Genomic DNA, 25,855 nt, shown 5'->3' with positions numbered 1-25,855 from the left:
GGTACACGGGGTTTCGGAGGGGTGTCCAGGTACCGGGTGCCGGGTTTTGGGGCGGGAGAGGAGGCCTTTTGGCTGATGTGGCGGGGGTGGTGGGGTCCGTAGGCTGCCGATGGGGGGATTTATCCTGGCGGAGCGGACGTACGAGGGGTGGGTCGACGAGGCGGAGGGGCCTTCGAGGCGACGGGGGTGAGGGGAGCCGACGGTACTGGTGGACGGGCGGCCGGTCGGGTCGAAGGGCGGGGCGATGTTCGATGCGGGGGCGTTCGCGGAGGCGCTGGAGCGCGTTGGGATCGGCGTCGGGGCGGCCCGGACGGGGTCCTAGGCTGCGGGCATGATCCGTAGCGCTGTTGTCGAGGACGTGCCCGTCATCCACGCGATGATCCGCGAGTTGGCAAAGTACGAGAAGGTGCCGCACGAGGCGCGGGCCACGCAGGAGCAGTTGCGGGAGGCGTTGTTCGGGGTGCGGCCGGCGGCGTTCGCGCACGTCGCGGAGGCGGCGGGTGGGGAGGTCGTCGGGTTCTCGGTGTGGTTCCTGAGCTTCTCGACGTGGCGCGGGGCGCACGGGATCTATTTGGAGGACCTGTACGTGCGGCCGGGTGTCCGCGGCGGCGGGTACGGGAAGGCGCTGTTGGCGGAGTTGGCGCGGATCTGTGTGGAGCGCGGGTTCGAGCGGCTGGAGTGGTCGGTCCTCGACTGGAACGTGTCTGCCATCGACTTCTATCGATCAGTCGGAGCGGTGTCAATGGACGAGTGGACCGTGAACCGCCTGACGGACGACGCGCTCCGCAAGCTGGGCGGGGTGGAGTAGTCGACGGATGCCCGCCCGGGACGGCGAAAAAGCGGCACCGGGCGGGTGGACTGTTCGTCTATCCGACGGCCGGGACCGGGTGCTCCGGGGAGTCGAGCCAGGCCCGGACGGTGCCGTCGGGGTCCACGGTGAGGCCGAACCGTTCGAAGTCCGGATGGCCCTGGTCGTCCCACCAGGCGTGGGCGGCCGTGAGTTCGGTCCACAGCTCCCGTGGCCCGGACTGGTAGACCTCGAACTCCTCCGCGTCGGGTACGAAGTCGATTGATGCCCAGGAGGTGACCTGGGTGTCCCGGAGCCAGAGTGCGTAGCGCCCACCATCGAGTTTCTCCGGGTAGGGAAACATGCCTTCCGTCTGGAGCCCGATGGCGAACATGGGGAGCCAGTCGGCCGCGTCCTCCGGGGAGAGGGAGGTGGTCGTCCGGCGGCCATCGGCCGGCCACGGCTTCCCGCCCAGGTACGTCTTCACGTGGGTTCGGTACGCGCGTTGCTGCCGGAGCCGCATGAAGGCGGAGGAGCCGACGAACGGGCCGGACGCGCTTCCGTCCTCCCGGACGGTCAGGCGGACCACGGCCTCGCCGCCGTACTCCGTGGCGTACGGGGAGACGATGATCCCGCCGGGCCGGCTCTGCCGGATGATGTCCGCCGGGATCTGCCGCAGGGATGCCGTGATCAGCACCCGGTCGTACGGGGCGCACGCCGCCCAGCCTTGGGAGCCGTCACCGACCACGGCCACCGGGTTGTAGCCGGTGGCGTCCAGGCGGGCTCGGGCCGTGGCCGCGTTCTCTGGGTCGAACTCGATGGTGGTGACGTTCTCCGAGCCGACCCGTTCGGACAGCAGAGCCGCGTTCCAGCCGGTCCCCGTGCCTACTTCCAGCACCTTGGCGCCCGGCTGGACGTCCAGGGCCGCCAGCATGGAGAACACCATGGCGGGCTGGGAGTTGCTGCACGTGGGGATGTTGCCCCGGTCGGGTCCTGTGTGGCTTCCGTCGTCCCACTGGGTGGTGAGGGAGGTGTCCGAGTAGACCGCGCGGAACCACGCCTCCGGGTCGGTCCGGCGGTCGATGCTCGCCACCGGTCCGCCGTCGGCCAGGCCGACGCCGGGCCAGATCACATCCGGGACGAACGACTCCCGGAGCACCGCTCGGTACGCGGGGAGCCAGCCGGAGGTCAGGGCCCCGGCATCCATGAGCCGGGAGGCCAACCCCTGGGGGCCGGCCTCCGTCGTGGCGCGTTCGGTCACTTGGTGCCGCTGCCCTTCGTGTCGCTGTGACCGGAGTCCTGGCCCTCCGAGCCGCCTCCGCCGTGACCGGCGCCCGACTGGCCGTCGTCCTGCTGGCTTCCGCCCTGGCCCGAACCCGATCCGGCGCCGTGCTGTCCGCCCATGAACGTGCTCCTTCTCGTGATTTATGAGTGGTGCTGTGGGCCACCCCGGCTGATCGGTGGATCGGTCACGGGGGCGGAGTCTGTGAGGGTGAAGGCCAACCCGGCCCGCGATGCGGCCTGCATCTGTCGCTCTCCGGCCTCTGCCAGGAATTCCAGGAGGGGACTCCCCGGAGTCAGATGGCGCGAGAGCTGGGCGGCCCATTCGCCGCGTTCCCGGAGGTCATGGAGCTGGGCCGCTATGTCGTCCCAAGACTCTGGGGGCGGTTCCGGTGGGGTGCTCACCGCACTGTCCCCCGGCTCCGCCGGTTCGCTTCGGTCACCTCGGCGTTCAGCCGCTGGGTGCTGCCCGTGGCCGGGCGGTACTCCGGGCAAACCGGCTTTGCGCACTCGCACGGACGCCATTTCAAGGCGTTGCCGGGACTCAGCTCCGGCCCCTCGAACCGCACCCAAGAGGATTCCGTACGGCTTCCCCGGCTGTCCCGGGCGCTCATGTGCTTCCCCGCTTCACGACCTGCGCCAGCTTCATGGCGACGTTGGGGCGGATGTTTCCCAGCCTCACCAGACCGGAGCCCGGCGGTGCCGGGTCGATGTCGAGGGAAGGGAGAACGATTCCAGCGGCCATCAGCGATTCGCGCAGCGACTCCACGACTCTGCTTGGGGTCACTGCCTCCAGTTCGTGCGAGCTGTCCATGAGAGGGACGCTAGAGCTGGGTGCCAGGCTCCGCGGGGGCTGATTCGCCGAGATTCGCGGGCTGGTCCGTGATCTTCCGGCGGATTCTCAGGCGGTGTCGAGAGCCCGCCGGGCGCGGGCGATCACGCGGTGGGCGTCGGCGCCGTAGACCGCGGAATCGGAGAGTGCCTGCCAGACCTTCCGGTAGACGCCGACACTGTCCGCGTCGTCCAGCCAGAGTTCCGCGTGCCAGTCCTCCGCGATCACCAAGCGGTCGTCGTAGAGCCAGAAACCGTTGGCCGGCGGGATCTTCAGGGAGGCGCCGAACGGAACGATGCCCAGGGAGACGGTGTCCAGCCCGAGGACGCCCGCCAGGCGGTCGAGCTGAGCGGCCAGTACGGGAGGAGGGCATACGAGAACCCGGAGCGCGGCCTCCCACATCACGATGTGGAACGTGCGCCCCGGCTCGTAGAGCATCTCCTGGCGCTTCACCCGGGCCCGTACGGCTTCCTCCATGTCCCGGACGGACTGGTGGAGGTCGGCGTAGCGGGTGAAGACGTGGCGGGCGTACTCGGCGGTCTGGAGCATGCCCACGACCGTGGAGCCCTGCCAGACGTGGAACGTCCTCGTGCGTTCGTACTCCGCCGTGAGCGTGTCCTGGACCGGCTTGTGTCCCGCGGCGAGCTGTCTGCGCCACGCGCGGGAGCGGGACTCCAGGCTGCGGAGCCGGGTGATCAGCTCCTCCGCCGCTTGCGGATGGCCGGTGGCGTCCGCCCACGCCAGCAGGTCGTCCGATGTCGCGGTCTGGCGGCCGGTTTCCAGTTTGCTGATCTTGGACTGGGTCCAGCCGAGCAGGACCGCCAACTGGCGGCCCGTCAGCCGCCGATCGGTGCGTAGCTCGCGCAGCCGCGCACCGAGGGCAACCCTTGCTTGTTGGAAGTCGGTGCTCACTCGGCGGACGGCACCTGTTCCGCGAACGTCTCGTACGGGACGGCGTGGTGCCACGCGGCGTCCCGTACCTGGCAGGCGCGGGTGACCTCGACAGGGTCCGTGACCAGTTCGACGCCGGTCATCCGGTCGTCGTCATCGAAGTGGAGCCGGGCGATCACCCTGGAATCGAAGAGCCAGAAGTCAGCGTCGGGGAGTTGCAGAGCTTCGGCTTCGGAGCGCCATAGGTTGCGGATGTCCTCGCCCACGGCGCTGTTGCGGCGGGCGTTGTCGAGCAGGTAGAGCTGACCGGGGGTGGGCGGGTTGTCGGCGATCCGCACTCGCTCGAAGCGTTTGCCCAGGGCGGACTGTTCACGCCGGGACACGCACCAGGAGTCGTTTAGGTCCCAGCCCGCGTCCTCACCCCGGACGAACCGCTGGTACGTCTCGGTCTCCTCGTCGGACTGGTAGCGACGCCGGGTCTCCAGGCGCCAAGCCGTGTGCGCGAAGGTCCGGAACATCCCGGCGAACTCCTCGAAGCTGATCAGCACGGGCGTACTCTCCACGTCCCTGGGAGCGAAGTCGGCCAGGAGCACGCGGGGGACGACCACGAACCCCTCGCCCTCCTTGACGTTCCGGAGCTGCGCCACGTCCTGGGGGTCGGTCACCGCGTCGCCCTGGACCAGCACCTCCCCGGTGTCCAGATCCTCGTACAGGGTCGGGCATCCGTCGTTGCCGGAGTTGGTACCGATGAACCGGAGTCGCCGTGGCATTGCCGTTCCCTCCCACCAGCGGACAAGTCCCGACCAGGATGGGGTGGGCGCATCTTCCCTGTCCTGCATGATTCGCAATGATTCTCGGGACCGACGCAAAAGGCCCTCAGCTCCGCGGCACATGCCGAGGAGTGGGGGCCTGGTTGGTTGCGACGAACAGTGAGCCGAAATGGCGGTTTGCGCTGGTTCGGAGATTATGTGTGGGGTCGCCGCGCGGACCTTGGAACCCGTACAGTCCACACAACCCTCGACGATCAGTCGGTGGCCGCTCCCCAATCGGTTCCACCCGCCAACTGGTGCCAGGCATGACCACACCAGTCGGCGCAGAACCGCTCCCGGCGACGCTTGTCCGCCACCCCCAGTAGCGCGACCAACAGCCGAAATGACTTCACGCGCTCGTCCTGCGGCAGATTGATGATCTTTTCCAGCTGCACGTTCAGCTGCCCACGCGTGATCAGCACCGCTGGGGTATACGTCGGCCGAAGGCCGGCGCGCCGCACGCTCTCGGGCCCGTCCTCCTCCGTTGCGCGGGCTTGCATGCAGTGTCCGCACAGATCTCGCAGGACCTCGAACTGGTTCTCAGCTGGCAGAGCTTCGAACCACTCGACACCCTGCTCGATCGGACGCAACTCCTGAGCGAGCATGTTCAGCATGACCGCGCGCTCGTCCATCTGTCTCCCCCCTGCGATTCAGTCGAGGCGAGTCGCCTCCGTGGGCCATCGAACCCTCGGCATGGGCCCTTCCAACGTCTGCGAGGAGTTGCATCCGTGGACTGAGGCCCGTTACGGGGCACAGAAACAGCGGTGTTGGGTGTTGAAGTGGAACGAGCCGACGATCGCGTTCTACGAGGCGTTGGGTGCGCGGCCGCAGGAGGAGTGGTCGGTGTACCGGCTGACGGACGGGGCGTTGCGGGAGTTGGGCTCGGCGCAGGGGTGAGGGTGCTGCGCCGGGCCGGTTCGGGTTCTGGTGCCCGGGGGCGCCGTCAGCTGGTGATCTTGGCGGTGAAGGCGTTGAGGTTGGTGCGGGCGCGGTCGATCTTCTCGGTGGTGGTGAGGGTTTCCTCGTAGTGGCCCGCGCGGAGTTTGGGCTGGCGTTTGCCCCGGATGTAGAGGGAGCAGGCGAGGTCGGAGCAGACGTAGATGCCGACGGTGTTTCCTTCGCGGCCGCGGGCTCCGGCGAGGGGGGCGACGAGGAGGGAGACGCCGGAGGCGGCGTGGCCGGTGAGGCAGATCTGGCAGACGCTGGACTTGAGCGCGCTGGTGCGGCTGGTGCCCGGGACGCGGAGGGTGATGCCGACGGGGTTGCCGTCGGCGTCGCGGCGTACGAGGTGGGCGCGGAGCGGGGCGCCGGGGTCGACCCAGCCGAGGAAGTCGAGGTCTTCCCAGGGGAGTTCGTTGAAGTCCAGGGGGAGTTTGAGGCGTGCCGCCTCGCCCTTGGTGCAGTTCACGAAGGACGAACGGATCTGTTTTTCGGTGAGCGGGTCCACGTGGGTGGACGGTACGTCGGGGTACGGGCTGCTGTCATCCGATATTGCCGGGCGGGTGCCGGTCAGGGTTCGAGGACGACTTTGCCGGTGGTGGCACGGGTTTCCAGGGCGTGGTGGGCGGCGGCGGCTTCGCTGAGCGGGTAGCGCTGGAGGGCGGGGCGGAGTCGGCCGGCGGCGGCTTCGGCGAGGGCGCGGGTTTCGAGCAGGCGCAGGGGGTCGTCGCTGCCGGCTCGTTGGAGCATGGCGGGGCCGAGGACGTTGTGGGTGGTGATGGCGCGGGCGGTGAGGGTGGCGCGGTCGGTGTCGGTGAGGGGGACGGGGCCGGCGGACCAGCCGAAGACGAGGTGGCGGGCGCCGGGGGCGAGGAGGTCGAGGGCGGCGCGGGCGGTGGGGCCGCCGACGGAGTCGAAGAGGACGGTGGCTCCGGCGGGGTGGTGTGCGCGTACGGCTTCGGGCCAGTCGGGTTGGGTGTAGTCGAGGGCGAGGTCGGCGCCGTTCGCGGTGGCGAGGGCGGTTTTGGCGGGGCCGCCGGCGAGGGCGATGACGGTGGCGCCGGCGTTCTTGGCGTACTGGACGAGGAGGGTGCCGATGCCGCCGGCCGCGGCGGGTACGAGGGCGACGGAGTCGGGGCCGAGGTCGGCGAACTGGAGGATGCCGAGGGTGGTGCGGCCGGTGCCGATCATGGCGACGGCTTGGGCGGGGTCGAGGCCGGGCGGTACGGGGTGCAGGCGGTCGGCGTCGGCGACGGCGTACTCGGCGTAGCCGCCGGGGGCGAAGCCGAGGTGGACGACGACCTGGCGGCCGAGCCAGTGGGGGTCGGTGCCGGGGCCGAGGGCGTCGACGGTGCCGGCGACTTCGCGGCCGGGGATGGTGGGGAGCTCGGGGAGGGCGTGGACGGGGCTCGGGATGCCTTGGCGGAGGGCGGTGTCGAGGAGGTGGACTCCGGCGGCGGCTACGGCGATGCGGACCTGGCCGGGGGCGGGGACGGGGGTTTCGGCGTGCTCGTGGGTGAGGTTCTCTGCGGGGCCGAAGGCGTGGAGGCGGATGGCGCGCATGGTGTCCATGGGGACAGGCTCGGACCTGAAGCGGGGTTGAGGTCAAGGGGGTCGAGGGGGTGTGGGGTGCTGCTGCCCGGGGTTGTCAGTGGGGAGGGGCAGGATGGGGGGATGGCGCGCAAGGGGCAGCAGGAGACGGTGAAGGCGGCGCGGCGGCCGGAGGTGCGGTTGCCGGAGCTCGGTGCGTGGGAGGGCGGTGAGCTGGAGCCGGACGGGGATTACGACGGGCTGGAGTTCGCCGATCTGGAGCTGGCGGGGCAGGAGGGCGTGGGGGCCCGGTTCATGGACTGCGCGCTGCGGCGGTGCGCGCTGGACGGGGCGGGGCTGGCGAAGGCGCGGTTCCTGGATTCGGTGCTGGAGGGGGTCCGGGGGGTGGGGACGGATCTTTCGGGGGCTTCGCTGCGGGACGTGGAGGTGGCGCAGGCGCGGCTGGGCGGTGTGCAGTTGCACGGGGCCGTGCTGGAGCGGGTGGTGTTCAGCGGCGGCAAGATCGACTACTTGAACCTGCGGGAGGCGCGGCTCAAGGACGTGGTCTTCGAGGGGTGCGTGCTGGTCGAGGCGGACTTCGGGCGTGCGGTGCTGGAGCGGGTGGAGTTCCGCGGGTGCACGCTGCGGGGGGTGGATTTCACGGGGGCGCGGATGACGGACGTGGACCTGCGGGGGGCCGCGGAGCTGGACATCGCGCGGGGGGTGGAGGCGTTGGCTGGGGCGGTGATCAGTCCTGCGCAGCTGTTCGACCTGGCTCCGGCGCTGGCGGCGCAGCTGGGGCTGCGGGTCGTCGGGTAGCCGGCGGAGGGATGGCCGCGTTCCGCGGGCCGGTCGAGCCCCGGGGTCGGCTGGGCCGCCGGCGGGCCGGGTCCTGCGGGGTCACTGGGTCCCGCCCGGCCTGTTGGTTGGCCGGGGGCTGCTGGGCGCGCGGGGCCCGAAGGGGGGTCGGTCCTGCTGGGCCACCCGCTGGGCCGTAGTTCTGTCCTGGCGGGTCGCCGGGTCGCCGGGTCGCCGGGCGTCTGGGGTCAGGCGGGGACGCGGGGGAAGCGGGCCTGGAGCGTCCAGATGGCGGGGTTGTCGGCGAGGCCGTCGTGCATGTCGATGAGGTCGGCGATCAGGTCGTGGAGGAAGTCGCGGGCTTCGCGGCGCAGCAGGCGGTGGCTGAAGGTCAGGGGTTCCTCTTCCGGCGGCATCCAGTCGGCCTCGACGTCGACCCAGCCGAAGCGGCGCTCGAAGAGCATCCGGTCGGTGGATTCGGTGAAGTCGAGTTCGGCGTACTGGCGGTGGGCGGAGCGGCTGCCGCGGGGGTCCTTGTCGAGTTGCTCGACGATGTCGCACAGCGCCCAGGCGAAGTCGAGTACGGGTACCCATCCCCAGGCTGTGGACACTTCCCGGTCCTTGGCGGTGTCGGCGAGGTAGACGTCACCGCAGAACAGGTCGTGGCGCAGGGAGTGGACGTCCGCCGAGCGGTAGTCGGTCTGCGGGGGGTCCGGGAAGCGCCGGGAGAGGGAGTAGCCGATGTCGAGCACGTACCCGATGGTGTCACGGTGGGGCGGGTACGTGGGACGGGGCGTCGGCGGGGCGTCTTGAGCGGGGGAACGGCGGGCCGCAGGCCGCGTCCGGGAGTGGCCCCGGCGGGCACGGGCGGCTGCGGGCCTGCCTGCGGGGTGTGCCCCGCACTCCACGGACACCGCGCCGCCGGAGCGGCCGCCGTCACCACCGTCCGGCGGTGGGGCGTCAGCGGACGTTGACGGCGGTCCAGGCGGCGGCGACACGTCCGTATTCGACGCCGGCGGGGCCGTAGAGGTCGGCGGTGGCCCTGAGGGTGGCGGTGCGGGCGCGGGCGTAGTTGGTGGTGGAGGTCATGTAGAGGCTCAGGGCGCGGTACCAGATGCGGACGGCCTTGTCCTGGCCGATGCCGAGCAGCTTGGAGCCGTCGTAGGTGGGGGAGTCGTAGGAGATCTTGTTGATTTCCTTGGGGCCGCTGCCTTCGGCGAGGAGGTAGAAGAAGTGCCGGGCGGGGCCGGAGGCGGCGTAGGGGTCGAGGGTGCCGATGTCGGGTGACCAGTAGTCGCGGGAGTGACCGTCGAGGCTGGGGTGGTCCATGCGGCGCACGGTGGCGCCGGTGAAGACGCGTTCGCCGATGAGGTAGTCGCCGACGTCGGTGGTGCTGTCGGCGAAGAATTCGACCGCGGTGCCGAAGATGTCGGCGGTGCCTTCGTTGAGGGCGCCGGGTTCGCCGGAGTGGGTGAGTGCGGCGGTGGCGGCGATGACGCCGTGGGTGAGTTCGTGGCCGGCGATGTCGAGGGTGGCGAGGGTCTGGCCGGTGGCGGGGTCGTCGCCGTAGTTGACGCAGGCGCAGGCCGGGTCCCAGAAGGCGTTGGGTTGGTTGTTGCCGTAGTGGACGCGGGAGGTGACGCCGGTGCCGTCGCCGCGGATGCCGTTGCGGCCGAGGACGTTCTTGTAGAAGTCCCAGGTGACGGCGGCGGCGTAGTGGGCGTCCACGCCGGCGGACTGGCGGTTGGCTGGGGTGCCGGTGCCGCCCCAGTCGTTGTCGGGGTCGGTGAAGAGGGTGCCGCCGGTGGTCTGGTTCATGGCGTCGAGGGTGCGTTGGTTGCCGCGGGTGGTGTCGCGGAGCTGGTAGGCGGTGCCGTTGAAGTAGCTGGTGAGGGGGACGGTGCCGGAGTGCTGGCTGTGGCCGGTGCCGGTGCTGGTGCCGGTGCCGGCTCGGGCGTCGGTGACGCTGACGGTGGCGGTGTCCTGCGCTGTGAGCGCGGCCGCGGCCGGGGTCGCGGCGGTGGCCGGGGCGGTGGCCGCGGTGACCGTCATGACGGCGACGGTTCCTAGGAGGACGGCGAGGCGGGTGCGGGGAGGGTTCGGGGAGGACGCTGGGTGGGTCACTCGGGCTCCTTCGCGGTGGCCGGGGTGGCGGCGCGAGTGAGCGTGACAGGGCAGGCCCCGCTTTTGGCAGGTCTGCGACAAGAATTTCGGCGCGGTTGTCCGAACACCCCCCGCTCACTGACCGGATCCCGCCGCCGTCAGGGCAGGAGGCGCTGCTCCTTCGCCACGGAGACCGCTCCCGCGCGGGTCTCCACGCCGAGCTTGTCGTAGATGCGGCCCAGGTGGGTCTTGACCGTGGCCTCGCTGATGAACAGGGCCCGTGCGATGTCCCGGTTGCCCAGCCCCCGCGCCAGCTGGCCCAGGATGTCCAGCTCGCGGTCCGTCAGCGTCGGGCGCGAGCCCCGCATGTGGGCCATCACACGGCTCGCCACCGGCGCGGAGAGCGTGGTGCGGCCCGCCGCCGCCGAGTGGATCGCGGAGAACAGCTCCTCCGGGCGCTCCGCCTTCAGCAGGTAGCCCGTGGCGCCCGCCGCGATGGCCCGGGTGACGTCCGCGTCCGTGTCGTACGTCGTGAGGACGAGTACGTGCGGGGGGTCGGTCACCGCCGTGATGCGGCGGGTGGCCTCGACGCCGTCGATGCCCTCGCCCAGCTGGAGGTCCATCAGCACCACGTCCGGGTGCAGCTTCGCGGCCAGGGCCACCGCCTCCTCGCCGCTGCCCGCCTCGCCCAGGACCTCGATGTCCGGTGCGCTGCCCAGCAGTGCCAGCAGGCCGGCGCGGACCACGGCGTGGTCGTCGCAGAGCAGGATCGTCGTCGTCATCCGGTGGGCTCCAAGGGGATGGCCGCCGAGAGGACCGTGCCCTCGCCGGGGGTGGATTCGAGGGTCAGGGTGCCGCCGAGCTGGCGGACACGGGCGCGCATCGCCGGGAGTCCGTGCCCGCGTTCCCCGGTCGCGCCGCGCGGCTCGGTGAAGCCCTCGCCGTCGTCGGCGATGTCGAGGACCACCTGGTCCCCCAGGAAACTGAGGGTCAGGGCGGCGGTACGGGCGTGGGCGTGCTCGCGGACGTTGGCCAGCGCCCCCTGCGCGATGCGCAGCAGCGCGGACTGGACGCGGTCCGGGAGCGGGGCCGGGGCGCCCTCCAGGTGGAAGCGGACCTCGATGTCGGGTCCGGCGTCGAGCGCGCGCAGTGCCTGCGCGAGGCCGGCGCCGCCTTCGAGTTCCGGTGGGGCCAGGTCGTGGACGAGCCGGCGGGCCTCGGCGAGGCCGCGCGCCGCGATGCCGGTGGCGGTACGGACGTGCGCGCGGGCGGTGGTCGGGTCGCTGTCCCAGGTGCGGTCCGCGGCCTGGAGCAGCATCTGTTGGCTGGACAAGTGCTGGGCGAGCGTGTCGTGGATCTCCATAGACAGCCGCTGCCGCTCGGCGAGGGTGCCCTCGCGGCGTTCGGTGGCGGCCAGCTCGCGGCGGGTGCGGATCAGGTCGTCGATCAGCGCGCGCTGGGAGCGGGCCTGGCGCTCCATGTGGACGAAGACGGCGGTGGCGAGGGCGGCGACCGCGGGCGGGGCCAGCAGGAGGTTCGGGTCGAACTCGTGGGAGAGCTTGAGCTGGGCCGCCACGACGAACATCGTCAGCAGGGCCACGAGGACGATCGCCGCGCGGGGCGGAAGGGTGCGCAGGGCGGTGTAGAAGAGGGGGACGGCGCACCAGGCGAAGCTGGGCGCGAGGACGACCAGGACCACCCAGGTGGCGACCACCAGCCCGAGCCAGAGCAGCCGGCGCAGGGTGGGCGCGGCGCCGAGCGCGGGGCCGAGGACGTACAGCAGGGCCAGGGTGATGCTGAGGGCGATGATCCACGGGGTGCTGGGCGAGCCGGGGTGGCGCAGCAGGAAGCGGGCCACGGAGGCGCCGAGGAGCAGGAAGAACGCCGTGTGCATGACGGCCGCGAGGGCGCGCGTATCCGCCTTCCCGGGCGCACCGGGCGCACCGGGCGCACCGGGCGGGCCCGTGGTCCCTGGGACGGTCGGGGGGCCCGGGGCCGGGGCCGGGGGTGGTTCGTGGGTCACGGCGGCTCCCGGGTCGGTGGCTGGCTCCTCCATCGTGCCCGGTCGTGCGCGATGGCGCTGACCAGCCAATCCGTACCCGCACCCGGTCCGCATCGACCGATCGGTTGACCCTCGGGTCATCCGGTGCGGCAGCCGTCGCGAGCCGGTACGGGGACCGGTCGGCGCCGGGTGCCACCCCAGGCTTGGAGTAGCAGAACGAGCCGACGCACTCAGGAGCAGCAGACATGAACACCCGCACCCGCATCCTCACCGGTACCGCCCTCGCCGTTGCGCTCGGCGCCGGGACCTTCGGCGCGGTCAGCGCCAGCGCCGCGCAGAGCGGGGGCGCCCCGGCCGTCGCCGTCGCGAAGAAGGACGGCGGGGCGAACGAGAAGAACTTCACCACCACGACCCACCTCACCGTCGACGCCGCCACCCGCGCCGCCCAGGCCGCGCTGGAGGCCGCGCAGAAGGAGAACCAGAAGGTGACGGTCGCGGTCGTGGACCGCAACGGCAACACCATCGTCACCCTGCGCGGCGACGGCGCGGGCCCGCAGTCCTACGAGTCGGCGCAGCGCAAGGCCTACACCGCCGTGTCCTGGAACGCCCCGACCTCGGTGCTCGCGGGCCGCCTCGCCCAGGCGCCGAACCTGAAGGACATCCCCGGCACCCTCTTCCTCGGCGGCGGCACCCCGGTGCAGGCCAAGGGCGCCCCGGTCGCCGGCATCGGCGTGGCCGGCGCCCCCAGCGGTGACCTGGACGAGAAGTTCGCCAAGGCCGGCGTCGACGCGCTCGACAAGTAGTCCGTCCGAGCAGTCCCCGGCGTGCCCCGTCCAATCCGGCCACCCTTCACGGGAATCGGCCCGAAGTACCACATGGGGCCCACATAGGATCGGACGCGTGGAACACCGCACGCTCTCCCGCCTCGCCGTCCCTGCCGCCGCCGCCCTGCTCGCCCTCACCACGGCGTGTACGGCCGGCACGGTGCAGGGGCGGCCGGGTGCGTCCGGGCTGCGCGACCCGTACTTCCCCAAGGCCGGCAACGGCGGCTACCAGGTCGAGCACTACGACCTGGACCTCGATTACGACCCGGCCGGCAAGGAGTTGAACGCCACCGCCGTCATCACCGCCCGCGCGCAGCAGGGGCTCAGTGCCTTCAACCTCGACCTCGCCGGCCTGGACGTCGAGGGCGTCACCGTGCAGGGCAAGGGTGCCCGGTTCAACCGCACCGGGCGGGAGCTGACGGTGCGTCCGGCCGAGGACCTCAAGAAGGGCGAGCTGTTCCGGACGGAGATCGACTACCACGGGAAGCCGAAGCCCCTCATCGATGCGGACGGCGCCGAGGAGGGTTGGATCACCACCGCGGACGGGGCCGTCGGGGTCGGCGAGCCGATCGGGTCGATGGCCTGGTTCCCCGGGAACCACCACCCCAGCGACAAGGCCACGTACGACATCACCCTGACGGTTCCCAAGGGCTACGAGGCGGTCTCGAACGGCGAGTTGCGTTCGCGCACCGACACTCCCGGCGGGCAGACCGAGTTCTTGTGGCACAGCCCGGAGCCGATGGCGAGCTACCTGGCCACCGCCGCGATCGGCAAGTTCAAGGTGACGACCGGGCGGACCCCCTCCGGAGTCGCGCTCTACGAGGCCGTCACGCCCTCGGAGGCCGCCGCGAGCGCCCCGGCGCTGGCGAGGCTGCCGGAGATCGTGGAGTGGGGCAGCCACAGGTTCGGCCCGTACCCCTTCGGCACCGCGGGGGCGATCGTGCTGCCGCCCGACTCCCTCGGGTACGCGCTGGAGACGCAGACCAAACCCGTCTTCCCCGGCGCGCCCGACGAGAAGCTGGTCCTGCACGAGACGGCCCACCAGTGGTTCGGCGACTCCGTGTCGCCGAAGACCTGGAAGGACATGTGGCTCAACGAGGGCTTCGCGACCTACGCCGAGTGGCTGTGGTCCGAGGACCACGGCGGGACCACAGCGCAGCAGTACTTCGACGCCTTCCGCACGGGTGACACCGCCGTGGACAAGGACGCCAACTCCGACTGGGACGCCTTCCCGCCCGCCGATCCGCCCACCGCCAAGGACATCTCCAAGGCGCCGGTGTACTACCGGGGCGCGATGGTCCTCCAGCGGATCCGCCAGGAGGTGGGCGACGAGAAGTTCTTCGCCCTGCTGCGCGGCTGGGCCGTCGACCACCGGTACGGGAACGCGAGTACGGCCGATTTCACCGCGTACGCGGAGCGGACGACGGGGCACGACCTTAATAAGGTCTGGGACGTCTGGCTGTACGGGGAGGGCCGGCCCGAGTAGGCGCCGCTACAGGGCCTTGCGGAGCACCGTGCAGTCGCGGCCGCGCTCGCGGTCCTTGGCGCGGCGCAGGGCGGTGTAGCCCCGGGACTGCCAGAAGGCCGTGCCGGCGGCGTTGGCGTCGAGTACGGCGAGCCGTACGCCGGTGCGGCCCGCGGCGCGGAAGCGGTCTTCGACGAGGGTCGCGACGGTGCGCCCGTACCCTTCGCGGTGCGCGGTGGCGTCGATGACGAGCAGGCCGATCCACGGGTCCGGGTCGCCGGAGGTCGGGTCGGGGTGGTGGGCGAGGGTTGCGGCCAGGCCGACGAGGCGGCCGGCGGAGCGGGCGAGGAGCACCTCGGCGCCGTCGTGGGCGAGTTCGTCGGCGAGGGCGGAGGCGACCTGTTCGACGGTGATGCGGGCCGGGTCGGGGAAATCGCCGCTGAGCTCGAAGAAGGCGCGGTTGGTGGCGTAGACCGCCGCGATCTCGGTGAGGACCGGGCCGGGCAGGGCGCCGTCCACGGGGACGAGCGGTTGGAGGATCACCTGTCGAACCGTAGCGAAGCCCCCTCCCCGGACGGCCGGGAGGGGGCTTCGGCTGCGGCGGTGTCCGCCGGTCGAGCTCGGGCTCGGGCTCAGACGTTGACGCCGAAGTCCTGGGCGATGCCGGTCAGGCCGGAGGCGTAACCCTGGCCGACCGCGCGGAACTTCCACTCGGCGCCGTTGCGGTAGAGCTCGCCGAAGACCATGGCGGTCTCGGTGGCCGCGTCCTCGGAGAGGTCGTAGCGGGCGATCTCGGCGCCGCCGGCCTGGTTCACGACGCGGATGTACGCGTTGCGGACCTGGCCGAAGTTCTGGCTGCGGGCGTCGGCGTCGTAGATGGAGACCGGGAAGACGATCTTGTCCACGTCGGCCGCGAGGGCGGAGAGGTTGACGTTGATGGACTCGTCGTCGCCAGAGCCCTCACCGGTGCGGTTGTCGCCGGTGTGGACGATGCTCTGGTCCGGGGTGGACTTGTTGTTGAAGAAGACGAAGTGACCGTCGGAGACGACCTTGCCCATGGCGTTGACCGCGATGGCGGAGGCGTCCAGGTCGAAGTCGACACCGGTCGTCGTACGGACGTCCCAGCCGAGGCCGACCGTGATGGCGCTGAGGCCCGGGGCCTCCTTCGTGAGCGAGACGTTGCCGCCCTTGGACAGGCTTACTGCCATTTTGACTGGTGTCCCTTCCTCTTCGTTTGGCCGCGAGATCGTGGCCAAGGTACCCCTGCCCTTCATAACGCAGGGAGGGGGCCGGCAGGTTCCACTGTCCGCGTTTCGTCGTGCAGGCCGCTCGGAAATACGCGTGACGGGCATCGCGCGGGGCGGGATCATGGGGGCATGCCTGGTCCCTATGTCATTCGCGGTTCGGTCGTGCTCCCCGAGGCGGAGCTCGCCTGGCGATTTTCGCGGTCCTCCGGGCCGGGCGGGCAGCACGTGAACACGTCCGACTCGCGGGTGGAGCTGCTGTTCGACGTGTCGGCGACGAACGCGCTGCCGGCGGTGTGGAAGGAGCGGGCGCTGGAGCGGCTCGCGGGCCGGCTGGTGGACGGGGTGCTGACCGTACGGGCCTCCGAGCACCGGTCGCAGTTCCGCAACCGGGAGATGGCGCTGGTCCGGATGGCGTCCGTGCTCGCGGAGGCCACCGCGCCGCCGCCCAAGGCGCGCCGGGCAACGAAGATCCCCCGGGGGATCAACGAGCGCCGGCTGCGCGAGAAGAAGGCCAGGGCCGAGACCAAGCGCGGCCGCACCGGCCGGGACTGGTAGCCCCGCCCCGCCCCGCCGCATCGGACCGGGGTCGGGAGCCGCGGCCGCAGCCGGGTCCAGAACCCGATCCGCAGCCGGATCCGCAGCCGATCGGGCTCCCGGCTCTCACTCAGCCCGCCAGGTGGCGGTAGCGGCCGCGGAAGTAGGTCAGTGGCGGGGAGTCGGGGGACGGCAGGGCCGAGCCGAGGACGCGGCCGATGACCAGGGTGTGGTCGCCGGCCTCGACGCGGTTCTCCGTGCGGCATTCGAGGGTGGCCAGGGCGCCCGTCAGCAGCGGGGCCCCGGAGACCTCGCCGCGGACGTGGGGGAGGTCCGCGAAGAGCAGCCGGTCGCTGATGCGGTTCTTCATCGAGAAGCGGCTCGCGGCCTGCACCTGGTGGTCGGCGAGGACCGAGACCGCCCACAGGGGCTGCTCGGCCAGCAGGTCGTCCATCCGGGAGCCCTCGCGCAGGCTCACCAGGACCAGCGGCGGGTCCAGTGACACGGACATGAAGGCCGTGGCCGTCATGCCGACGTCCTCGCCGTCCGGACCGTCCGGCGTCAGCGGGTTCTCGCGTGCGGTGATCAGGCACACGCCCGCCGTCAGTCGGGACATCGCGGCCCGGAACTCGTCGTTGCTCACGCCCTCAGGATGAAGGGTGGAGGGGATCGTCAGGGGTACGGGGGTCGTTTTCGGCACGTTCGGAACGCTAGTCTCGCCCTCCCGCGCCGCACATCGGGCCCGAGTCCGAGCCGTGTCCCGGCCCGTTGACCTAGGCCACCCCGCACCCGGGCGTATCGTTCGCTTCCGGGAATGCGGGGGAGCGCTCCCAGCCGCCCGGGCCCGCATCGCTTACCTTTATTCATCTCATGTGACTTAAGTCACAGAGGGCAAGATTTGTTGACCCTGTGTACCTGGCGCACAGCTCACTGTGATTTAGTGGACGGGACACCGCAACGAAACGCCGATGACAAACCTGGAGTTGCTGTCGAGGTCTCGGGGAGAGCGAGCAATGGAGACCGAGTCGGAGCCGTACGTCCGTCTTGCGACCCTGCGGCAGCTTCACCAGGTGGTGGCCGAGCTCAACACGGCCAGGAGCCTGGCGGACACCCTGCAGACCGTCGTGGACGGCATCGTCGTGGGCCTCGGCTACGAACTCGCCTGTGTCAACCTCGTACGCCCTGACGGGGATCTCGTCGTCGCCGCGTTCGCCGGCGACCCCGCAGCAGAGGCCCTCATCACCGGCCGCGTCGGCTCCCGCGCCTCCTGGGAGCGCCGTCTGACGATGGGTGAGAGCTGGGACGGGCTCCGCTTCATCCCGCACACCGAGGGCTGGGTCCTGCTGGAGGACGACGTGCCCCAGTGGCACACCGACGGCCCCGATCCGCGCTTCGAGGACGAGTGGCACCCCGAGGACCGGCTCTACGCCCCCATGTATGCGTCCGGCGGGGAACTTCTGGGTGTCATTTCGGTGGACAGACCGCGCAACGGGCGCCGGCCCGGCGCGTGGGGCCGCGAAGCGCTCCAGATGTACGCCTTCCAGGCGGCGATTGCGATCAGCAACGCACGGCTTCGCGCGAACATGCAGCGGGCCCTGGTCCGGCTGGAGCGTGAACAGCAGGCGCTGCGCGCGAGCGAAGAGTCGTTCCGGCAGGCCTTCGAGTACGCGCCCAGCGGTATGGCGATCGCCGAGATGGGCGGGGACCAGCACGGGCGGCTGCTGCGGACCAACGACGCGCTGTGCCGGCTGCTGGGCCGGCCGGCCTCCGTACTGCGCCGCTACTCCTTCTCCGACCTGGTCCACCCCGAGGACATCGGGACCCTGCTGCGGACCTCCGCCGAGGGCGGCCGGGCCGAGCTGCGGCTGGGGCGGCGCGACGGCACGTACGTGTGGGTCTCGCTGCGCAACTCCGTCGTCGCGGACGCCGCCGACGGGCCGCGCTTCCTGCTCACGCACGTCGAGGACATCGAGGAACGCAAGCGCCACGAGCTCCAGCTCGCCCACCGGGCCAGCCACGACTCGCTGACCGGCCTGCCCAACAGCGCCGAACTGCGCTCCCGGCTCGGTGCGCGGCTGTGCCGCAGGCCGCAGTCGGTGCGCGCCACCGCCGTCGAGGCGCTCGACGCGGCCTACGAGGGGCACGGCACCGGAGGGTCGGGGGCGGGCGGTGGTGCCGGTGAGCACGGCTTTCAGCCCGACGCCTTCCCGGAGCCCTTCGAGTTCCCCGGTGCCCCGGGGGTGCCCGGCGCTGCGGGGACGCCCGGCGCCGGCGCGGGCCCGTACGACCACCACGTGCACACGGTGGCGCCCGCGACGGACATCGACGACGGGACGAAGGGGCTCGCGGTGCTCTTCTGCGACCTCGACGGGTTCAAATCGATCAACGACAGGTTCGGGCACCACACGGGTGACGCGGTCCTGATCGAGGTGGCCCGGCGGTTGACGACGGGCGTCAGGGACGGTGACACCGTCGCTCGGCTGGGTGGTGACGAATTCGTCGTCCTCGCGGACGGACTGGGCGCGGCCGACGCCGCCGACCTGGCCGTCCGGCTGCGCAACGCGATCATCCCGCCGATCCGGGTGGACGGCCGCGCGGTCCGCGTGGGCGCGAGTTTCGGCATCGGATGGGCGAGCTGCGGCATGTCGGCGGACGAGGTGCTGCGCTCCGCCGACCAGCGGATGTACATCGAGAAAAGGTCCCGTTCCAAGGCGCACCGCCGGGCGGGCTGAGGCGATCGGCCGCCCGTGGGTGCACGTGTTCGGGGTAGGCTCCCGTGGGTCGAAAGGAGTGACCTGCGATGACGACGCCCGCGAACCACGGCCCGAACAGTGGGGCGAACCAGCCCGAGGACGACGACCCGTTCGGCTATCTCTACGCGGACGGCCAGGCCGCCGGAGCCACCCCGCCCACGCAAGGCGGTGGATACGGCTACCCCGGCCCGACGGTCGGTGGGCAGCCCGGTGTCCCCCGTACCTCGTACAACCAGGTGCGCACGGTCGGTGAGCGGACGTACGGCGGCCAGCGCGGCCAGGTTCCGGCGCAGCCGCAGTCGCCGGCCTACCAGGCCCAGTACCAGGCCCCGGAAGCGCTCCAGGCGGGCGGCTACGGGGTTCCGCCGCAGCAGGGGCAGACCACCACGACGATCCCCGCGCCGGGCGGTCACGGCGGAAGCAGCGGTTCCAGCCGCAAGGGCATGCTGATCGCGGCGGTCGCGGTGGTCGCCGCGGTCGTGATCGGCATCGGTGCGGCCCTGGCCTTCGGCGGCGGCGACAAGGACAAGGAAAAGGGCAAGGACGGTACGGCGAGCGGGCAGCAGTCCGCGCAGCCGCAGAACCCGCAGTCCGCGCAGCCGAGCGCCTCGGCGTCCGCGGACGTCGAGCTGCCCAAGGCGGACGCCTCGGGGGCGGGCATGTCCCTGACCGGCGGCGCGCACCTGGAAGGCACGGTGCCGGGTGCGAAGAGTGCCGGCGGCCAGTACGTGGGCGGTCTGAACGCCGCCGGTGCGGCGGCGACTTGGACCGTGGACGTGGCCAAGGCGGGCCAGTACAAGCTGAAGATGGTCTACGGGGTGCCGGGCAAGGACGCCAGCACCACGCTGACCATCAACGGCGAGGCGCAGTCCCGGCCGATCAACATGAAGAACTTCAGCCAGGCCAAGCCGGGCGAGTGGGACAAGGGCTGGACCAACACCTGGTCGCTCGTGACGCTCAAGCAGGGCACGAACACGATCAAGATTTCGTGCGAGGCCGGGAACCAGTGCGAGGTCGCCCTCGACCAGCTCTGGCTTGAGAAGGGCTGATCCGGCCCCGGACCGCCCGCGCCTAACGCGCGGTCAACGTCACCGACCCCCGTACCTGTTCGTAGGTGCGGGGGTCGAACTCTCCCGCCACCGGGGCGTGCACCGTGGCCGCGGACAGGGCGACCGCGCGGGTCAGCCGGTCCGGCCAGTCCAGGCCCTCCGTGAGGGCCGACAACAGCCCCGCCACGGCGGAGTCCCCGGCTCCGGTCGGGTTGCCCGTCAGGGCGCGCGGTGGGGCCGCCTGCCAGGTGCCCTGGGCGGTGGCCGCCAGCAGCCCGCCCGGGCCCAGCGAGGTCACCACGGCGTGCGCGCCGCGGCGGCGGGCGTCGCGGGTGGCCTGGAGCGGCTCGCGGGAGCCGGTCAGCTCGGCCAACTCGGCGGCGTTCGGCTTGATCATTTCGGGGCGGGCGGCGACCCCGCGGCGCAGGGCCTCCCCGCTGGTGTCCAGGAGTACGGGTACGCCGGCCGCGCGGGCCGACCGTACGAGGGTGGCGTACGCGCCGACGGGCACGCCGGGCGGGAGGCTGCCGCAGAGGGCGACCGCGCGGGCGCCGGTCAGCAGCGCCTCGTAGCGGTCGAGGAAGGCGGTCCATTCCGCGGAACCGATGGGCGGGCCGGGCTCGTTGAACTGGGTGGTGTCGCCCGAGGCCTCGTCGACGACGGCCAGGGTGCGCCGGGTGGTGCCCGCGCAGGGCACCAGGGCGTCCGTCACCCGCGGGGATTCGGCGAGCAGTTCGCGTACGGCGGCGCCGGTGCGGCCGCCCGCGAAGCCGGTCGCGGTGACCTCGTGGCCGAGGGCGGACAGTACGCGGGCGACGTTGAGGCCCTTGCCGCCGGCCCGCTCGGTCACGGTGGTGACCCGGTGCGAGGCGTGCGGAATCAGCTTCGGTACGTGGTGGGTGACGTCGAGTGCGGTGTTGAGCGTCACGGTGAGGATCATGGCAGGTCCCGGTCTCGGTGTGTGCCGGGATCATGCCAAACAGGAGTGCGGGCGGCCCAGTCCAGCGAGCCGCCCGCTTGCCTCCCGTACCCGCTCAGACCAGCGGATTCACGATCCATTCGCCGCGCCGCATGACGCCCTTGAGCTCGAACTCGGCGTCCAGGACGACCAGGTCGGCGTACTTTCCGGGCTCCAGCGAGCCGACCTCGTCGTACAGGCCGAGCAGCTTGGCGGGGTTGGCGGAGATCGCCTGGACCACCGACTCGACGGGCAGCTCGTCCAGGGTCACCGACCGCCTGAAGGCGGTGTCCAGGGTCAGCGTCGAGCCGGCGATGGAGCCGCCCTCGACCAGGCGGGCCACACCTTCCTTGACCTCGACCTCCAGCGGGCCGAGATGGTAGGTCCCGTCGCCGAAGCCCGCCGCGTCCATCGCGTCGGTGATCAGCGCGACGCGGTGCGCTCCCGCGTGGTGGAAGGCCAGTTCCAGCATCGCCGGGTGCAGGTGGGTGCCGTCGTTGATCAGCTCGACGGTGACCCGCTCGTCCTCCAGCAGCGCGGCGATCGGGCCCGGGGCGCGGTGCTCCATGGCGGGCATCGCGTTGTACAGGTGGGTGGCCACGGTCGCGCCCGCGTCGATGGCCTGGCGGGTCTGGTCGTAGGTGGAGTCGGTGTGGCCGATCGCGGCGATGACCCCGTGCTCGGCCAGCAGCCGTACGGAGTCCAGGCCGCCCGGGAGTTCGGTCGCGAGGGTGAACATGCGGGCGGCGCCGTGCGCGGCGTCGATCAGCTTGCGGACCTCGGCCGGGTCGGGGTCGCGCAGCAGGTCCTCCTTGTGCGCGCCCTTGCGGCAGGCGTTGATGAACGGCCCCTCGAAGTGGATGCCCGCGATCTCGCCCTGCTGGGTCAGTTCGGCGAGCAGGCCGGCCCGGCGGGCCAGTTCGTCGAGGTCGCCGGTGACGGTGGAGGCGACGAGGGTGGTGGTGCCGTGCTCGCGGTGGGTCCGTACGCCCTTGAGGACCTCCTCGGCGGTGCCGGAGGTGAAGGAGGCGCCGCCTCCGCCGTGGTTGTGCATGTCCACGAAGCCGGGGACGAGCCAGTGCCCGGACAGGTCGACGGTCTTCGCGCCCTCGCCGGCGCTGCCGGCGATGCGGTCGCCGTCGACGATGACGCGGCCGCCCGCCACGGTCCCGGTGGGCAGTACCACCCTGGCGCCGGAGAGAACGGTGCTGTGTGCGCTTCCGGACATCAGGCAGGTACCTCCGTGGCGAGTAGGTCCCAGGCGAGCAGCCCTGCGCCCAGGCATCCGGCGGTGTCCCCGAGGGCCGCCGGAACGATGTCGGGCAGCCGCTGGAACGTCACGCGCTCCTCGACGGCCTTCCGTAGTGGTGCGAACAAGGTTTCCCCCGCCTCCGCGAGCCCGCCACCGATGATCAGCGTGCGCGGGTCCAGCAGGGTGATCGCGGTGACCAGGCCGTCGGCGAGGGCGCCGACCGCGGCGAGCCACACCCGCAGGGCGCGCTCGTCGCCGGACCCGACGGCCTTGGCGCAGTCCGCGGCGTCCGCGTCGGGGTCGCCGGAGGCGCTCGCCCAGGCGCGGCTGACGGCGGACGCGGAGGCGAGGGTCTCCAGGCAGCCGTACTGGCCGCAGCCGCAGGCGGGGCCGCCGGGGCGGACCACGATGTGACCGATCTCGCCCGCGTAGCCGTGGGCGCCGGCCTCGATGCGGCCGGCGATGCCGATGGCTCCGGCGATGCCGGTGCCGAGGGGCACGAACAGGAAGCGGTCGGCGCCGCGGCCGGCGCCGATGCGCCCTTCGGCGAGTCCGCCCGTGCGCACGTCGTGGCCCAGGGCCACCGGGATGCCGTCCAGGCGTCCGCTGAGCAGGGCGCGCATCGGGACGTCGCGCCAGCCCAGGTTGGCCGCGTAGACGGCGATCCCGTTCCCGGCGTCGACGATGCCCGGGACGGCGACGCCGGCCGCGGAGGCGGGCGCGCCGAAGCGTTCGCGGCCGAGTTCGTACAGCTCGGCGGCGAACTCCAGGATCGTCTCGACGACGGCGTCGGGGCCCCGGTCGCGGCCGGTGGCGCGGCGCGCTTCGTGCAGCAGGCGTCCGTCGTCGGCGATGAGGGCGGCCTTCATCCCGGTGCCGCCCACATCGAGGGCGATGACGTGTTTCACGGGTTTCACAGGTGACAGTCTCGCGTGCTCGGCGGGGAAAGGTCTAGTCCATTGGAGTGGATTGTTGAGCTGCCATACAAATCCGGAACCACGGTCCGGCCATGGCCGGACACGGTGCGTCTCCGGATGTGGACGAGCAGCCAAAGTGGTGTAGACCTTACGTGGATCGTACGTACAACAAGGGGTGGATCGAGAACTGTGAAGGGCCGTTACCTGAGCCTGGCCGCGACCGGAGCCGCGCTGAGCCTGACCGCCACGGCACTGACGGGCTGCGGAGCCGTGGGGAGTCTCACCGGGGACAACGAGGTGACCCTGCGGGTCGTGGCGGCCGACTACGGGGACAATCCGCAGAACTCCTCGGAGGGCTACTGGAAGAACCTGGCCTCCGGCTTCGAGCAGGACCACCCCGGCGTCAAGGTCGAGGTCAGCGTCTACTCCTGGTCCGAGGTCGACGCCAAGGTCGCCGCCATGGTCAAGGCCGGCAAGGCCCCCGACATCGCGCAGATCGGCGCCTACGCCGACTACGCGGCCGCCGGCAAGCTCTACACGGCGGACGAACTGCTCTCCGTCACCACCGAAGCCGACTTCCTCGCGCCGCTCGCCGACGCCGGCAAGGTCAAGCGGGTCCAGTACGGCATGCCGTTCGTGGCCAGCACCCGCCTGCTCTTCTACAACGAGAAGCTGCTCACGGACGCCGGGGTCATCGCCAAGGACGCCAAGGGCGGCTGGCAGCCGAAGAGCTGGGCCGACCTGGAGGCCGCCGCGAAGAAGCTCAAGACGGCGGGCGTGGCGACCCCCTTCGCACTGCCGCTCGGCCGCGAGGAGGCACAGGCCGAATCGATGATGTGGATGCTCGCGGGCGGTGGCGGCTACACCGACAACGAAGAGGCGTACGCGATCGACTCCCCGGAGAACGTCAAGACCTTCGAATTCCTGCGCGACAAGATGGTCGGCCAGGGGCTGACCGGTCCCACGGAGCCGTCCAAGACGGACCGGCAGGCCGCCTTCGACGCCTTCACGCGCGGTGAGGTCGGCATGCTCAACGGCCACCCCACGCTGGTGAAGCAGGCGGCGCAGAAGGGCGTGAAGTACGGCATGGTGGCCATGCCGACCGCCGACGGGACCGATCACCCGACGATGGGCGTCGCGGACTGGGTGATGGCCTTCAAGAACGGCCACCGCAAGGAGTCCGGGAAGTTCCTCGACTACCTGTACCAGGCGAAGAACGTGACGGCCTTCACCAACAAGTACGACCTGCTGCCGGTCACGACGAGCGGCTACCGGGCCATGGACTCCAGTACGGGTGGTGCGGCCCCGCAGCTGAAGACCTTCCTGCAGGCGCTGCCGAACGCCCGCCTCTACCCGGTCGGCAAGAAGTCCTGGGCCGGGGTGAGCGAGGACGTCAAGCAGAACATCGGCAAGAGCGTGCAGCCGGGCGGCCAGCCCGCGAAGGTCCTGGAGAACATCGCCGAGTCCGCCCGCAAGGCCGACGCCCACTGAGCGGCGCCGGCGTCGGGCTCCCGCCGGCAGCCGGCGGGAGCCCGACCCGGCCGGCTGTCGGAGGGCGCCGTTAATCTGGCGGTATGACGGACGACGAGGGGCTGACGGCCACCGAGGCCGCGGTCCTCGCGTACGAGGGACGCACCTGGCCCGGGCCCGGGGCCAAGGAGCGGGCGATACGGGAAGGGCTGGGGATGACCCCGGTCCGCTACTACCAGCTGCTCAACGTCCTGATGGACGACCCGCGGGCCCTGGCCCACGCGCCCGGAACCGTCAACCGGCTGCGCCGCATCCGCGAAGCACAGCGGGCCCGGCGCTGACGCCCGGACCCGGCGCAGCTGCCCTCCGGGCCCCGCGCAGCTGCTCCCGGACGTCGCGCGCCGTAGCCGTGGCCCGGCAGGGCCGTTAGGGTCGTCCCCATGGGGAGCCATCCGCACAGCATGCCGATGCCCGTCACCGCCGCCGGACGCGAGGGACTCGAAGCCCTCCTCCACGTACCCCGCCGTTCCGTGGTCGCGCTCGACTTCGACGGCACCCTCGCCGACATCGTCCCGGACCCCGACCAAGCACGGGCCCACCCGGGAGCCGTCGGGGCACTGGCCGCGCTGGCCCCGGAGGTCGCCTCCGTCGCCGTGATCACCGGCCGCCCGGCGAGCGTCGCGGTCCGCTACGGGGGCTTCGCAGGCGCCGCCGGCCTGGAACACCTGGTGGTCCTCGGCCACTACGGGGCCGAGCGCTGGGACGCCGTGACCGGCATAGTCCACACCCCGGCCGAGCACCCCGGGGTCGCCGCCGTACGGGCGGAACTGCCCGGATTCCTGGACTCCATCGGCGCCTGGCGCGGCACGTGGATCGAGGAGAAGGGCCGGGCCCTGGCCGTCCACACCCGCCGCGCCGCGGACCCGGACGCCGCGTTCGCCGCGCTCCGCGAACCGCTGGCCGAGCTGGCGGCGCGCCACGGGCTGATGGTCGAACCGGGGCGGGCGGTACTGGAACTGCGGCCGCCGGGGATGGACAAGGGCGTGGCCCTGACCGAATACCTCGCGGAGACGGGCGCCGAAGCGGTGCTGTACGCGGGGGACGACCTCGGCGACCTCGCCGCGTACGCGGCCGTGGAGAAGCTCCGCACGGACGGCATGCCGGGGCTGCTGGTGGCCAGCGGATCGGCCGAGGTCCCCGAACTCGCCACCCGCGCGGACCTCGTCCTGAACGGCCCGTCCGAGGTGGTCGCCTTCCTGTCGGCCCTGGCCGGAGCCATCCGCGCCTGACGTACCGGGTGCGGCGCCGTTGCCCCCGAGCTCCCGCGCCTCAAACGCCGGCGGGGCTGAAAAGCAGCTCCGCCGGCGTTTGAGGCGCGGGGTCTGGGGCGGAGCCCCAGTTTCGGGAAGGGGCG

Annotated in this window: 28 protein-coding genes and 1 pseudogene; 11 read left to right on the top strand and 18 right to left on the bottom strand. The window is 71.8% G+C overall.

Annotation, left to right across the window (positions count from 1 at the left end; all coding sequences use genetic code 11):
- The first annotated feature begins 331 nt into the window (after nt 1–331).
- Complete coding sequence (locus OG974_RS19850) at nt 332–808, top strand: GNAT family N-acetyltransferase (RefSeq protein ID WP_327284040.1); 477 nt, start codon at nt 332–334, stop codon at nt 806–808.
- Nucleotides 809–866: 58 nt separating this feature from the next.
- Here OG974_RS19850 and OG974_RS19845 read toward each other — a convergent pair whose 3' ends face one another.
- The 6 genes from OG974_RS19845 to OG974_RS19820 all read right to left on the bottom strand — a co-directional run bounded on the left by OG974_RS19845 (nt 867) and on the right by OG974_RS19820 (nt 5,232).
- Nucleotides 867–2,048, bottom strand: a complete 1,182-nt coding sequence (locus tag OG974_RS19845; RefSeq protein WP_371643931.1) for a methyltransferase domain-containing protein — start codon at nt 2,046–2,048, stop codon at nt 867–869.
- On the bottom strand, nt 2,045–2,191 hold the full coding sequence (locus tag OG974_RS19840; RefSeq protein ID WP_327284038.1) for a hypothetical protein: 147 nt from the start codon (nt 2,189–2,191) through the stop codon (nt 2,045–2,047). Before OG974_RS19840 ends, OG974_RS19845 begins: the two co-directional genes overlap by 4 nt.
- A 487-nt stretch (nt 2,192–2,678) precedes the next feature.
- Nucleotides 2,679–2,882 (bottom strand): hypothetical protein, encoded by a 204-nt coding sequence (locus OG974_RS19835; RefSeq protein ID WP_327284037.1) that lies wholly within the window; start codon nt 2,880–2,882, stop codon nt 2,679–2,681.
- An 87-nt stretch (nt 2,883–2,969) separates the two neighbouring features.
- Nucleotides 2,970–3,812, bottom strand: coding sequence for a helix-turn-helix transcriptional regulator (locus tag OG974_RS19830; protein ID WP_328763106.1), 843 nt, complete (start codon nt 3,810–3,812; stop codon nt 2,970–2,972).
- Entirely contained in the window at nt 3,809–4,561 is a 753-nt protein-coding gene (locus OG974_RS19825) for a DUF6879 family protein (protein ID WP_327284035.1), read from the bottom strand. Before OG974_RS19825 ends, OG974_RS19830 begins: the two co-directional genes overlap by 4 nt.
- A 254-nt stretch (nt 4,562–4,815) precedes the next feature.
- Complete coding sequence (locus tag OG974_RS19820; RefSeq protein WP_327284034.1) at nt 4,816–5,232, bottom strand: DUF5958 family protein; 417 nt, start codon at nt 5,230–5,232, stop codon at nt 4,816–4,818.
- 139 nt (nt 5,233–5,371) lie between these two features.
- Between OG974_RS19820 and OG974_RS19815 the strand changes: the two are divergent.
- Nucleotides 5,372–5,497, top strand: a pseudogene (locus OG974_RS19815) (GNAT family N-acetyltransferase); the annotation flags it as partial.
- Between the two features lie 46 nt (nt 5,498–5,543).
- On the opposite strand, the gene OG974_RS19810 reads toward OG974_RS19815, so the two are convergent.
- Both OG974_RS19810 and OG974_RS19805 read right to left on the bottom strand, forming a co-directional pair.
- Nucleotides 5,544–6,047: an FBP domain-containing protein gene (locus OG974_RS19810; RefSeq protein ID WP_328763104.1), complete on the bottom strand. Its 504-nt coding sequence runs from the start codon at nt 6,045–6,047 to the stop codon at nt 5,544–5,546.
- A 62-nt stretch (nt 6,048–6,109) separates the two neighbouring features.
- Complete coding sequence (locus OG974_RS19805; protein WP_327285696.1) at nt 6,110–7,102, bottom strand: zinc-binding dehydrogenase; 993 nt, start codon at nt 7,100–7,102, stop codon at nt 6,110–6,112.
- Between the two features lie 111 nt (nt 7,103–7,213).
- On the opposite strand from OG974_RS19805, the gene OG974_RS19800 reads away from it, so the two are divergent.
- Nucleotides 7,214–7,888: a pentapeptide repeat-containing protein gene (locus tag OG974_RS19800; protein WP_327284032.1), complete on the top strand. Its 675-nt coding sequence runs from the start codon at nt 7,214–7,216 to the stop codon at nt 7,886–7,888.
- A gap of 227 nt (nt 7,889–8,115) precedes the next feature.
- On the opposite strand, the gene OG974_RS19795 is transcribed toward OG974_RS19800, so the two are convergent.
- The 4 genes from OG974_RS19795 to OG974_RS19780 form a co-directional block, all read right to left on the bottom strand.
- On the bottom strand, nt 8,116–8,619 hold the full coding sequence (locus tag OG974_RS19795) for a hypothetical protein (protein WP_327284031.1): 504 nt from the start codon (nt 8,617–8,619) through the stop codon (nt 8,116–8,118).
- A gap of 208 nt (nt 8,620–8,827) precedes the next feature.
- Nucleotides 8,828–9,991 (bottom strand): M4 family metallopeptidase, encoded by a 1,164-nt coding sequence (locus OG974_RS19790; protein WP_371643927.1) that lies wholly within the window; start codon nt 9,989–9,991, stop codon nt 8,828–8,830.
- Nucleotides 9,992–10,128: 137 nt separating this feature from the next.
- A complete protein-coding gene (locus OG974_RS19785; protein WP_327284029.1) occupies nt 10,129–10,752 on the bottom strand; it encodes a response regulator transcription factor in 624 nt (207 codons plus the stop codon).
- Nucleotides 10,749–12,086, bottom strand: a complete 1,338-nt coding sequence (locus OG974_RS19780) for a sensor histidine kinase (protein WP_371643925.1) — start codon at nt 12,084–12,086, stop codon at nt 10,749–10,751. The genes OG974_RS19785 and OG974_RS19780 overlap by 4 nt, the downstream gene beginning before the upstream one ends.
- Nucleotides 12,087–12,217: 131 nt before the next feature.
- On the opposite strand from OG974_RS19780, the gene OG974_RS19775 reads away from it, so the two are divergent.
- Complete coding sequence (locus tag OG974_RS19775) at nt 12,218–12,775, top strand: heme-binding protein (protein WP_327284028.1); 558 nt, start codon at nt 12,218–12,220, stop codon at nt 12,773–12,775.
- Between the two features lie 97 nt (nt 12,776–12,872).
- Nucleotides 12,873–14,282, top strand: coding sequence for a M1 family metallopeptidase (locus tag OG974_RS19770; protein ID WP_371643923.1), 1,410 nt, complete (start codon nt 12,873–12,875; stop codon nt 14,280–14,282).
- Between the two features lie 6 nt (nt 14,283–14,288).
- On the opposite strand, the gene OG974_RS19765 is transcribed toward OG974_RS19770, so the two are convergent.
- Together OG974_RS19765 and OG974_RS19760 are read right to left on the bottom strand one after the other, a co-directional pair.
- Nucleotides 14,289–14,804, bottom strand: coding sequence for a GNAT family N-acetyltransferase (locus OG974_RS19765; RefSeq protein ID WP_327284026.1), 516 nt, complete (start codon nt 14,802–14,804; stop codon nt 14,289–14,291).
- 89 nt (nt 14,805–14,893) lie between these two features.
- The gene (locus OG974_RS19760; protein WP_327284025.1) at nt 14,894–15,469 is read right to left on the bottom strand and encodes a TerD family protein; all 576 of its coding nucleotides are present in this window, start codon (nt 15,467–15,469) and stop codon (nt 14,894–14,896) included.
- 168 nt (nt 15,470–15,637) lie between these two features.
- Here OG974_RS19760 and arfB point away from each other — a divergent pair, with 168 nt between their 5' ends.
- Nucleotides 15,638–16,063 (top strand): alternative ribosome rescue aminoacyl-tRNA hydrolase ArfB, encoded by a 426-nt coding sequence (gene arfB, locus OG974_RS19755; RefSeq protein WP_327284024.1) that lies wholly within the window; start codon nt 15,638–15,640, stop codon nt 16,061–16,063.
- A 109-nt stretch (nt 16,064–16,172) separates the two neighbouring features.
- Here the strand turns inward: arfB and OG974_RS19750 are convergent, their stop codons facing one another.
- A complete protein-coding gene (locus tag OG974_RS19750; protein ID WP_327284023.1) occupies nt 16,173–16,742 on the bottom strand; it encodes a flavin reductase family protein in 570 nt (189 codons plus the stop codon).
- A 313-nt stretch (nt 16,743–17,055) separates the two neighbouring features.
- Here OG974_RS19750 and cdgB point away from each other — a divergent pair, with 313 nt between their 5' ends.
- Both cdgB and OG974_RS19740 read left to right on the top strand, forming a co-directional pair.
- Nucleotides 17,056–18,774, top strand: a complete 1,719-nt coding sequence (gene cdgB, locus OG974_RS19745; RefSeq protein ID WP_327284022.1) for a diguanylate cyclase CdgB — start codon at nt 17,056–17,058, stop codon at nt 18,772–18,774.
- Between the two features lie 68 nt (nt 18,775–18,842).
- Nucleotides 18,843–19,844 carry a CBM35 domain-containing protein gene (locus tag OG974_RS19740; protein ID WP_371643920.1) on the top strand — a complete coding sequence of 334 codons (1,002 nt, stop codon included), beginning with the start codon at nt 18,843–18,845 and terminating at the stop codon, nt 19,842–19,844.
- A 22-nt stretch (nt 19,845–19,866) separates the two neighbouring features.
- On the opposite strand, the gene OG974_RS19735 is transcribed toward OG974_RS19740, so the two are convergent.
- The 3 genes from OG974_RS19735 to OG974_RS19725 form a co-directional block, all read right to left on the bottom strand.
- On the bottom strand, nt 19,867–20,784 hold the full coding sequence (locus OG974_RS19735) for a 1-phosphofructokinase family hexose kinase (protein ID WP_327284020.1): 918 nt from the start codon (nt 20,782–20,784) through the stop codon (nt 19,867–19,869).
- A 94-nt stretch (nt 20,785–20,878) separates the two neighbouring features.
- Nucleotides 20,879–22,030 carry an N-acetylglucosamine-6-phosphate deacetylase gene (nagA, locus tag OG974_RS19730; protein ID WP_328763098.1) on the bottom strand — a complete coding sequence of 384 codons (1,152 nt, stop codon included), beginning with the start codon at nt 22,028–22,030 and terminating at the stop codon, nt 20,879–20,881.
- A complete protein-coding gene (locus OG974_RS19725; protein WP_327285694.1) occupies nt 22,030–22,962 on the bottom strand; it encodes an ROK family protein in 933 nt (310 codons plus the stop codon). The genes nagA and OG974_RS19725 overlap by 1 nt, the downstream gene beginning before the upstream one ends.
- Before the next feature lie 198 nt (nt 22,963–23,160).
- Between OG974_RS19725 and OG974_RS19720 the strand changes: the two genes are divergently transcribed.
- The 3 genes from OG974_RS19720 (at nt 23,161) to otsB (ending at nt 25,730) form a co-directional block, all read left to right on the top strand.
- Nucleotides 23,161–24,462, top strand: a complete 1,302-nt coding sequence (locus OG974_RS19720) for an extracellular solute-binding protein (RefSeq protein WP_327284018.1) — start codon at nt 23,161–23,163, stop codon at nt 24,460–24,462.
- 83 nt (nt 24,463–24,545) lie between these two features.
- Nucleotides 24,546–24,782, top strand: a complete 237-nt coding sequence (locus OG974_RS19715; protein ID WP_054225735.1) for a DUF3263 domain-containing protein — start codon at nt 24,546–24,548, stop codon at nt 24,780–24,782.
- 99 nt (nt 24,783–24,881) lie between these two features.
- Nucleotides 24,882–25,730: a trehalose-phosphatase gene (otsB, locus tag OG974_RS19710; RefSeq protein WP_327284017.1), complete on the top strand. Its 849-nt coding sequence runs from the start codon at nt 24,882–24,884 to the stop codon at nt 25,728–25,730.
- Nucleotides 25,731–25,855 lie beyond the last annotated feature (125 nt).

Source organism: Streptomyces sp. NBC_00597 (genome assembly GCF_041431095.1).
Taxonomy (GTDB): Bacteria; Actinomycetota; Actinomycetes; order Streptomycetales; family Streptomycetaceae; genus Streptomyces.
The sequence above is the reverse complement of the archived record's forward strand: the minus strand, read 5'-3'. Positions and strand labels throughout refer to the sequence as shown.

Bases quoted from the DNA above. Each gene is read 5' to 3' on its own strand.
- OG974_RS19850 (WP_327284040.1), top strand. From the start codon at position 332: ATGATCCGTAGCGCTGTTGTCGAGGACGTGCCCGTCATCCACGCGATG.
- OG974_RS19840 (WP_327284038.1), bottom strand. From the start codon at position 2,191: ATGGGCGGACAGCACGGCGCCGGATCGGGTTCGGGCCAGGGCGGAAGC.
- OG974_RS19835 (WP_327284037.1), bottom strand. From the start codon at position 2,882: ATGGACAGCTCGCACGAACTGGAGGCAGTGACCCCAAGCAGAGTCGTG.
- OG974_RS19825 (WP_327284035.1), bottom strand. From the start codon at position 4,561: ATGCCACGGCGACTCCGGTTCATCGGTACCAACTCCGGCAACGACGGA.
- OG974_RS19820 (WP_327284034.1), bottom strand. From the start codon at position 5,232: ATGGACGAGCGCGCGGTCATGCTGAACATGCTCGCTCAGGAGTTGCGT.
- OG974_RS19805 (WP_327285696.1), bottom strand. From the start codon at position 7,102: ATGCGCGCCATCCGCCTCCACGCCTTCGGCCCCGCAGAGAACCTCACC.
- OG974_RS19800 (WP_327284032.1), top strand. From the start codon at position 7,214: ATGGCGCGCAAGGGGCAGCAGGAGACGGTGAAGGCGGCGCGGCGGCCG.
- OG974_RS19785 (WP_327284029.1), bottom strand. From the start codon at position 10,752: ATGACGACGACGATCCTGCTCTGCGACGACCACGCCGTGGTCCGCGCC.
- OG974_RS19780 (WP_371643925.1), bottom strand. From the start codon at position 12,086: ATGCGGACCGGGTGCGGGTACGGATTGGCTGGTCAGCGCCATCGCGCA.
- OG974_RS19775 (WP_327284028.1), top strand. From the start codon at position 12,218: ATGAACACCCGCACCCGCATCCTCACCGGTACCGCCCTCGCCGTTGCG.
- OG974_RS19760 (WP_327284025.1), bottom strand. From the start codon at position 15,469: ATGGCAGTAAGCCTGTCCAAGGGCGGCAACGTCTCGCTCACGAAGGAG.
- arfB (WP_327284024.1), top strand. From the start codon at position 15,638: ATGCCTGGTCCCTATGTCATTCGCGGTTCGGTCGTGCTCCCCGAGGCG.
- cdgB (WP_327284022.1), top strand. From the start codon at position 17,056: ATGGAGACCGAGTCGGAGCCGTACGTCCGTCTTGCGACCCTGCGGCAG.
- OG974_RS19740 (WP_371643920.1), top strand. From the start codon at position 18,843: ATGACGACGCCCGCGAACCACGGCCCGAACAGTGGGGCGAACCAGCCC.
- OG974_RS19735 (WP_327284020.1), bottom strand. From the start codon at position 20,784: ATGATCCTCACCGTGACGCTCAACACCGCACTCGACGTCACCCACCAC.
- nagA (WP_328763098.1), bottom strand. From the start codon at position 22,030: ATGTCCGGAAGCGCACACAGCACCGTTCTCTCCGGCGCCAGGGTGGTA.
- OG974_RS19715 (WP_054225735.1), top strand. From the start codon at position 24,546: ATGACGGACGACGAGGGGCTGACGGCCACCGAGGCCGCGGTCCTCGCG.
- otsB (WP_327284017.1), top strand. From the start codon at position 24,882: ATGGGGAGCCATCCGCACAGCATGCCGATGCCCGTCACCGCCGCCGGA.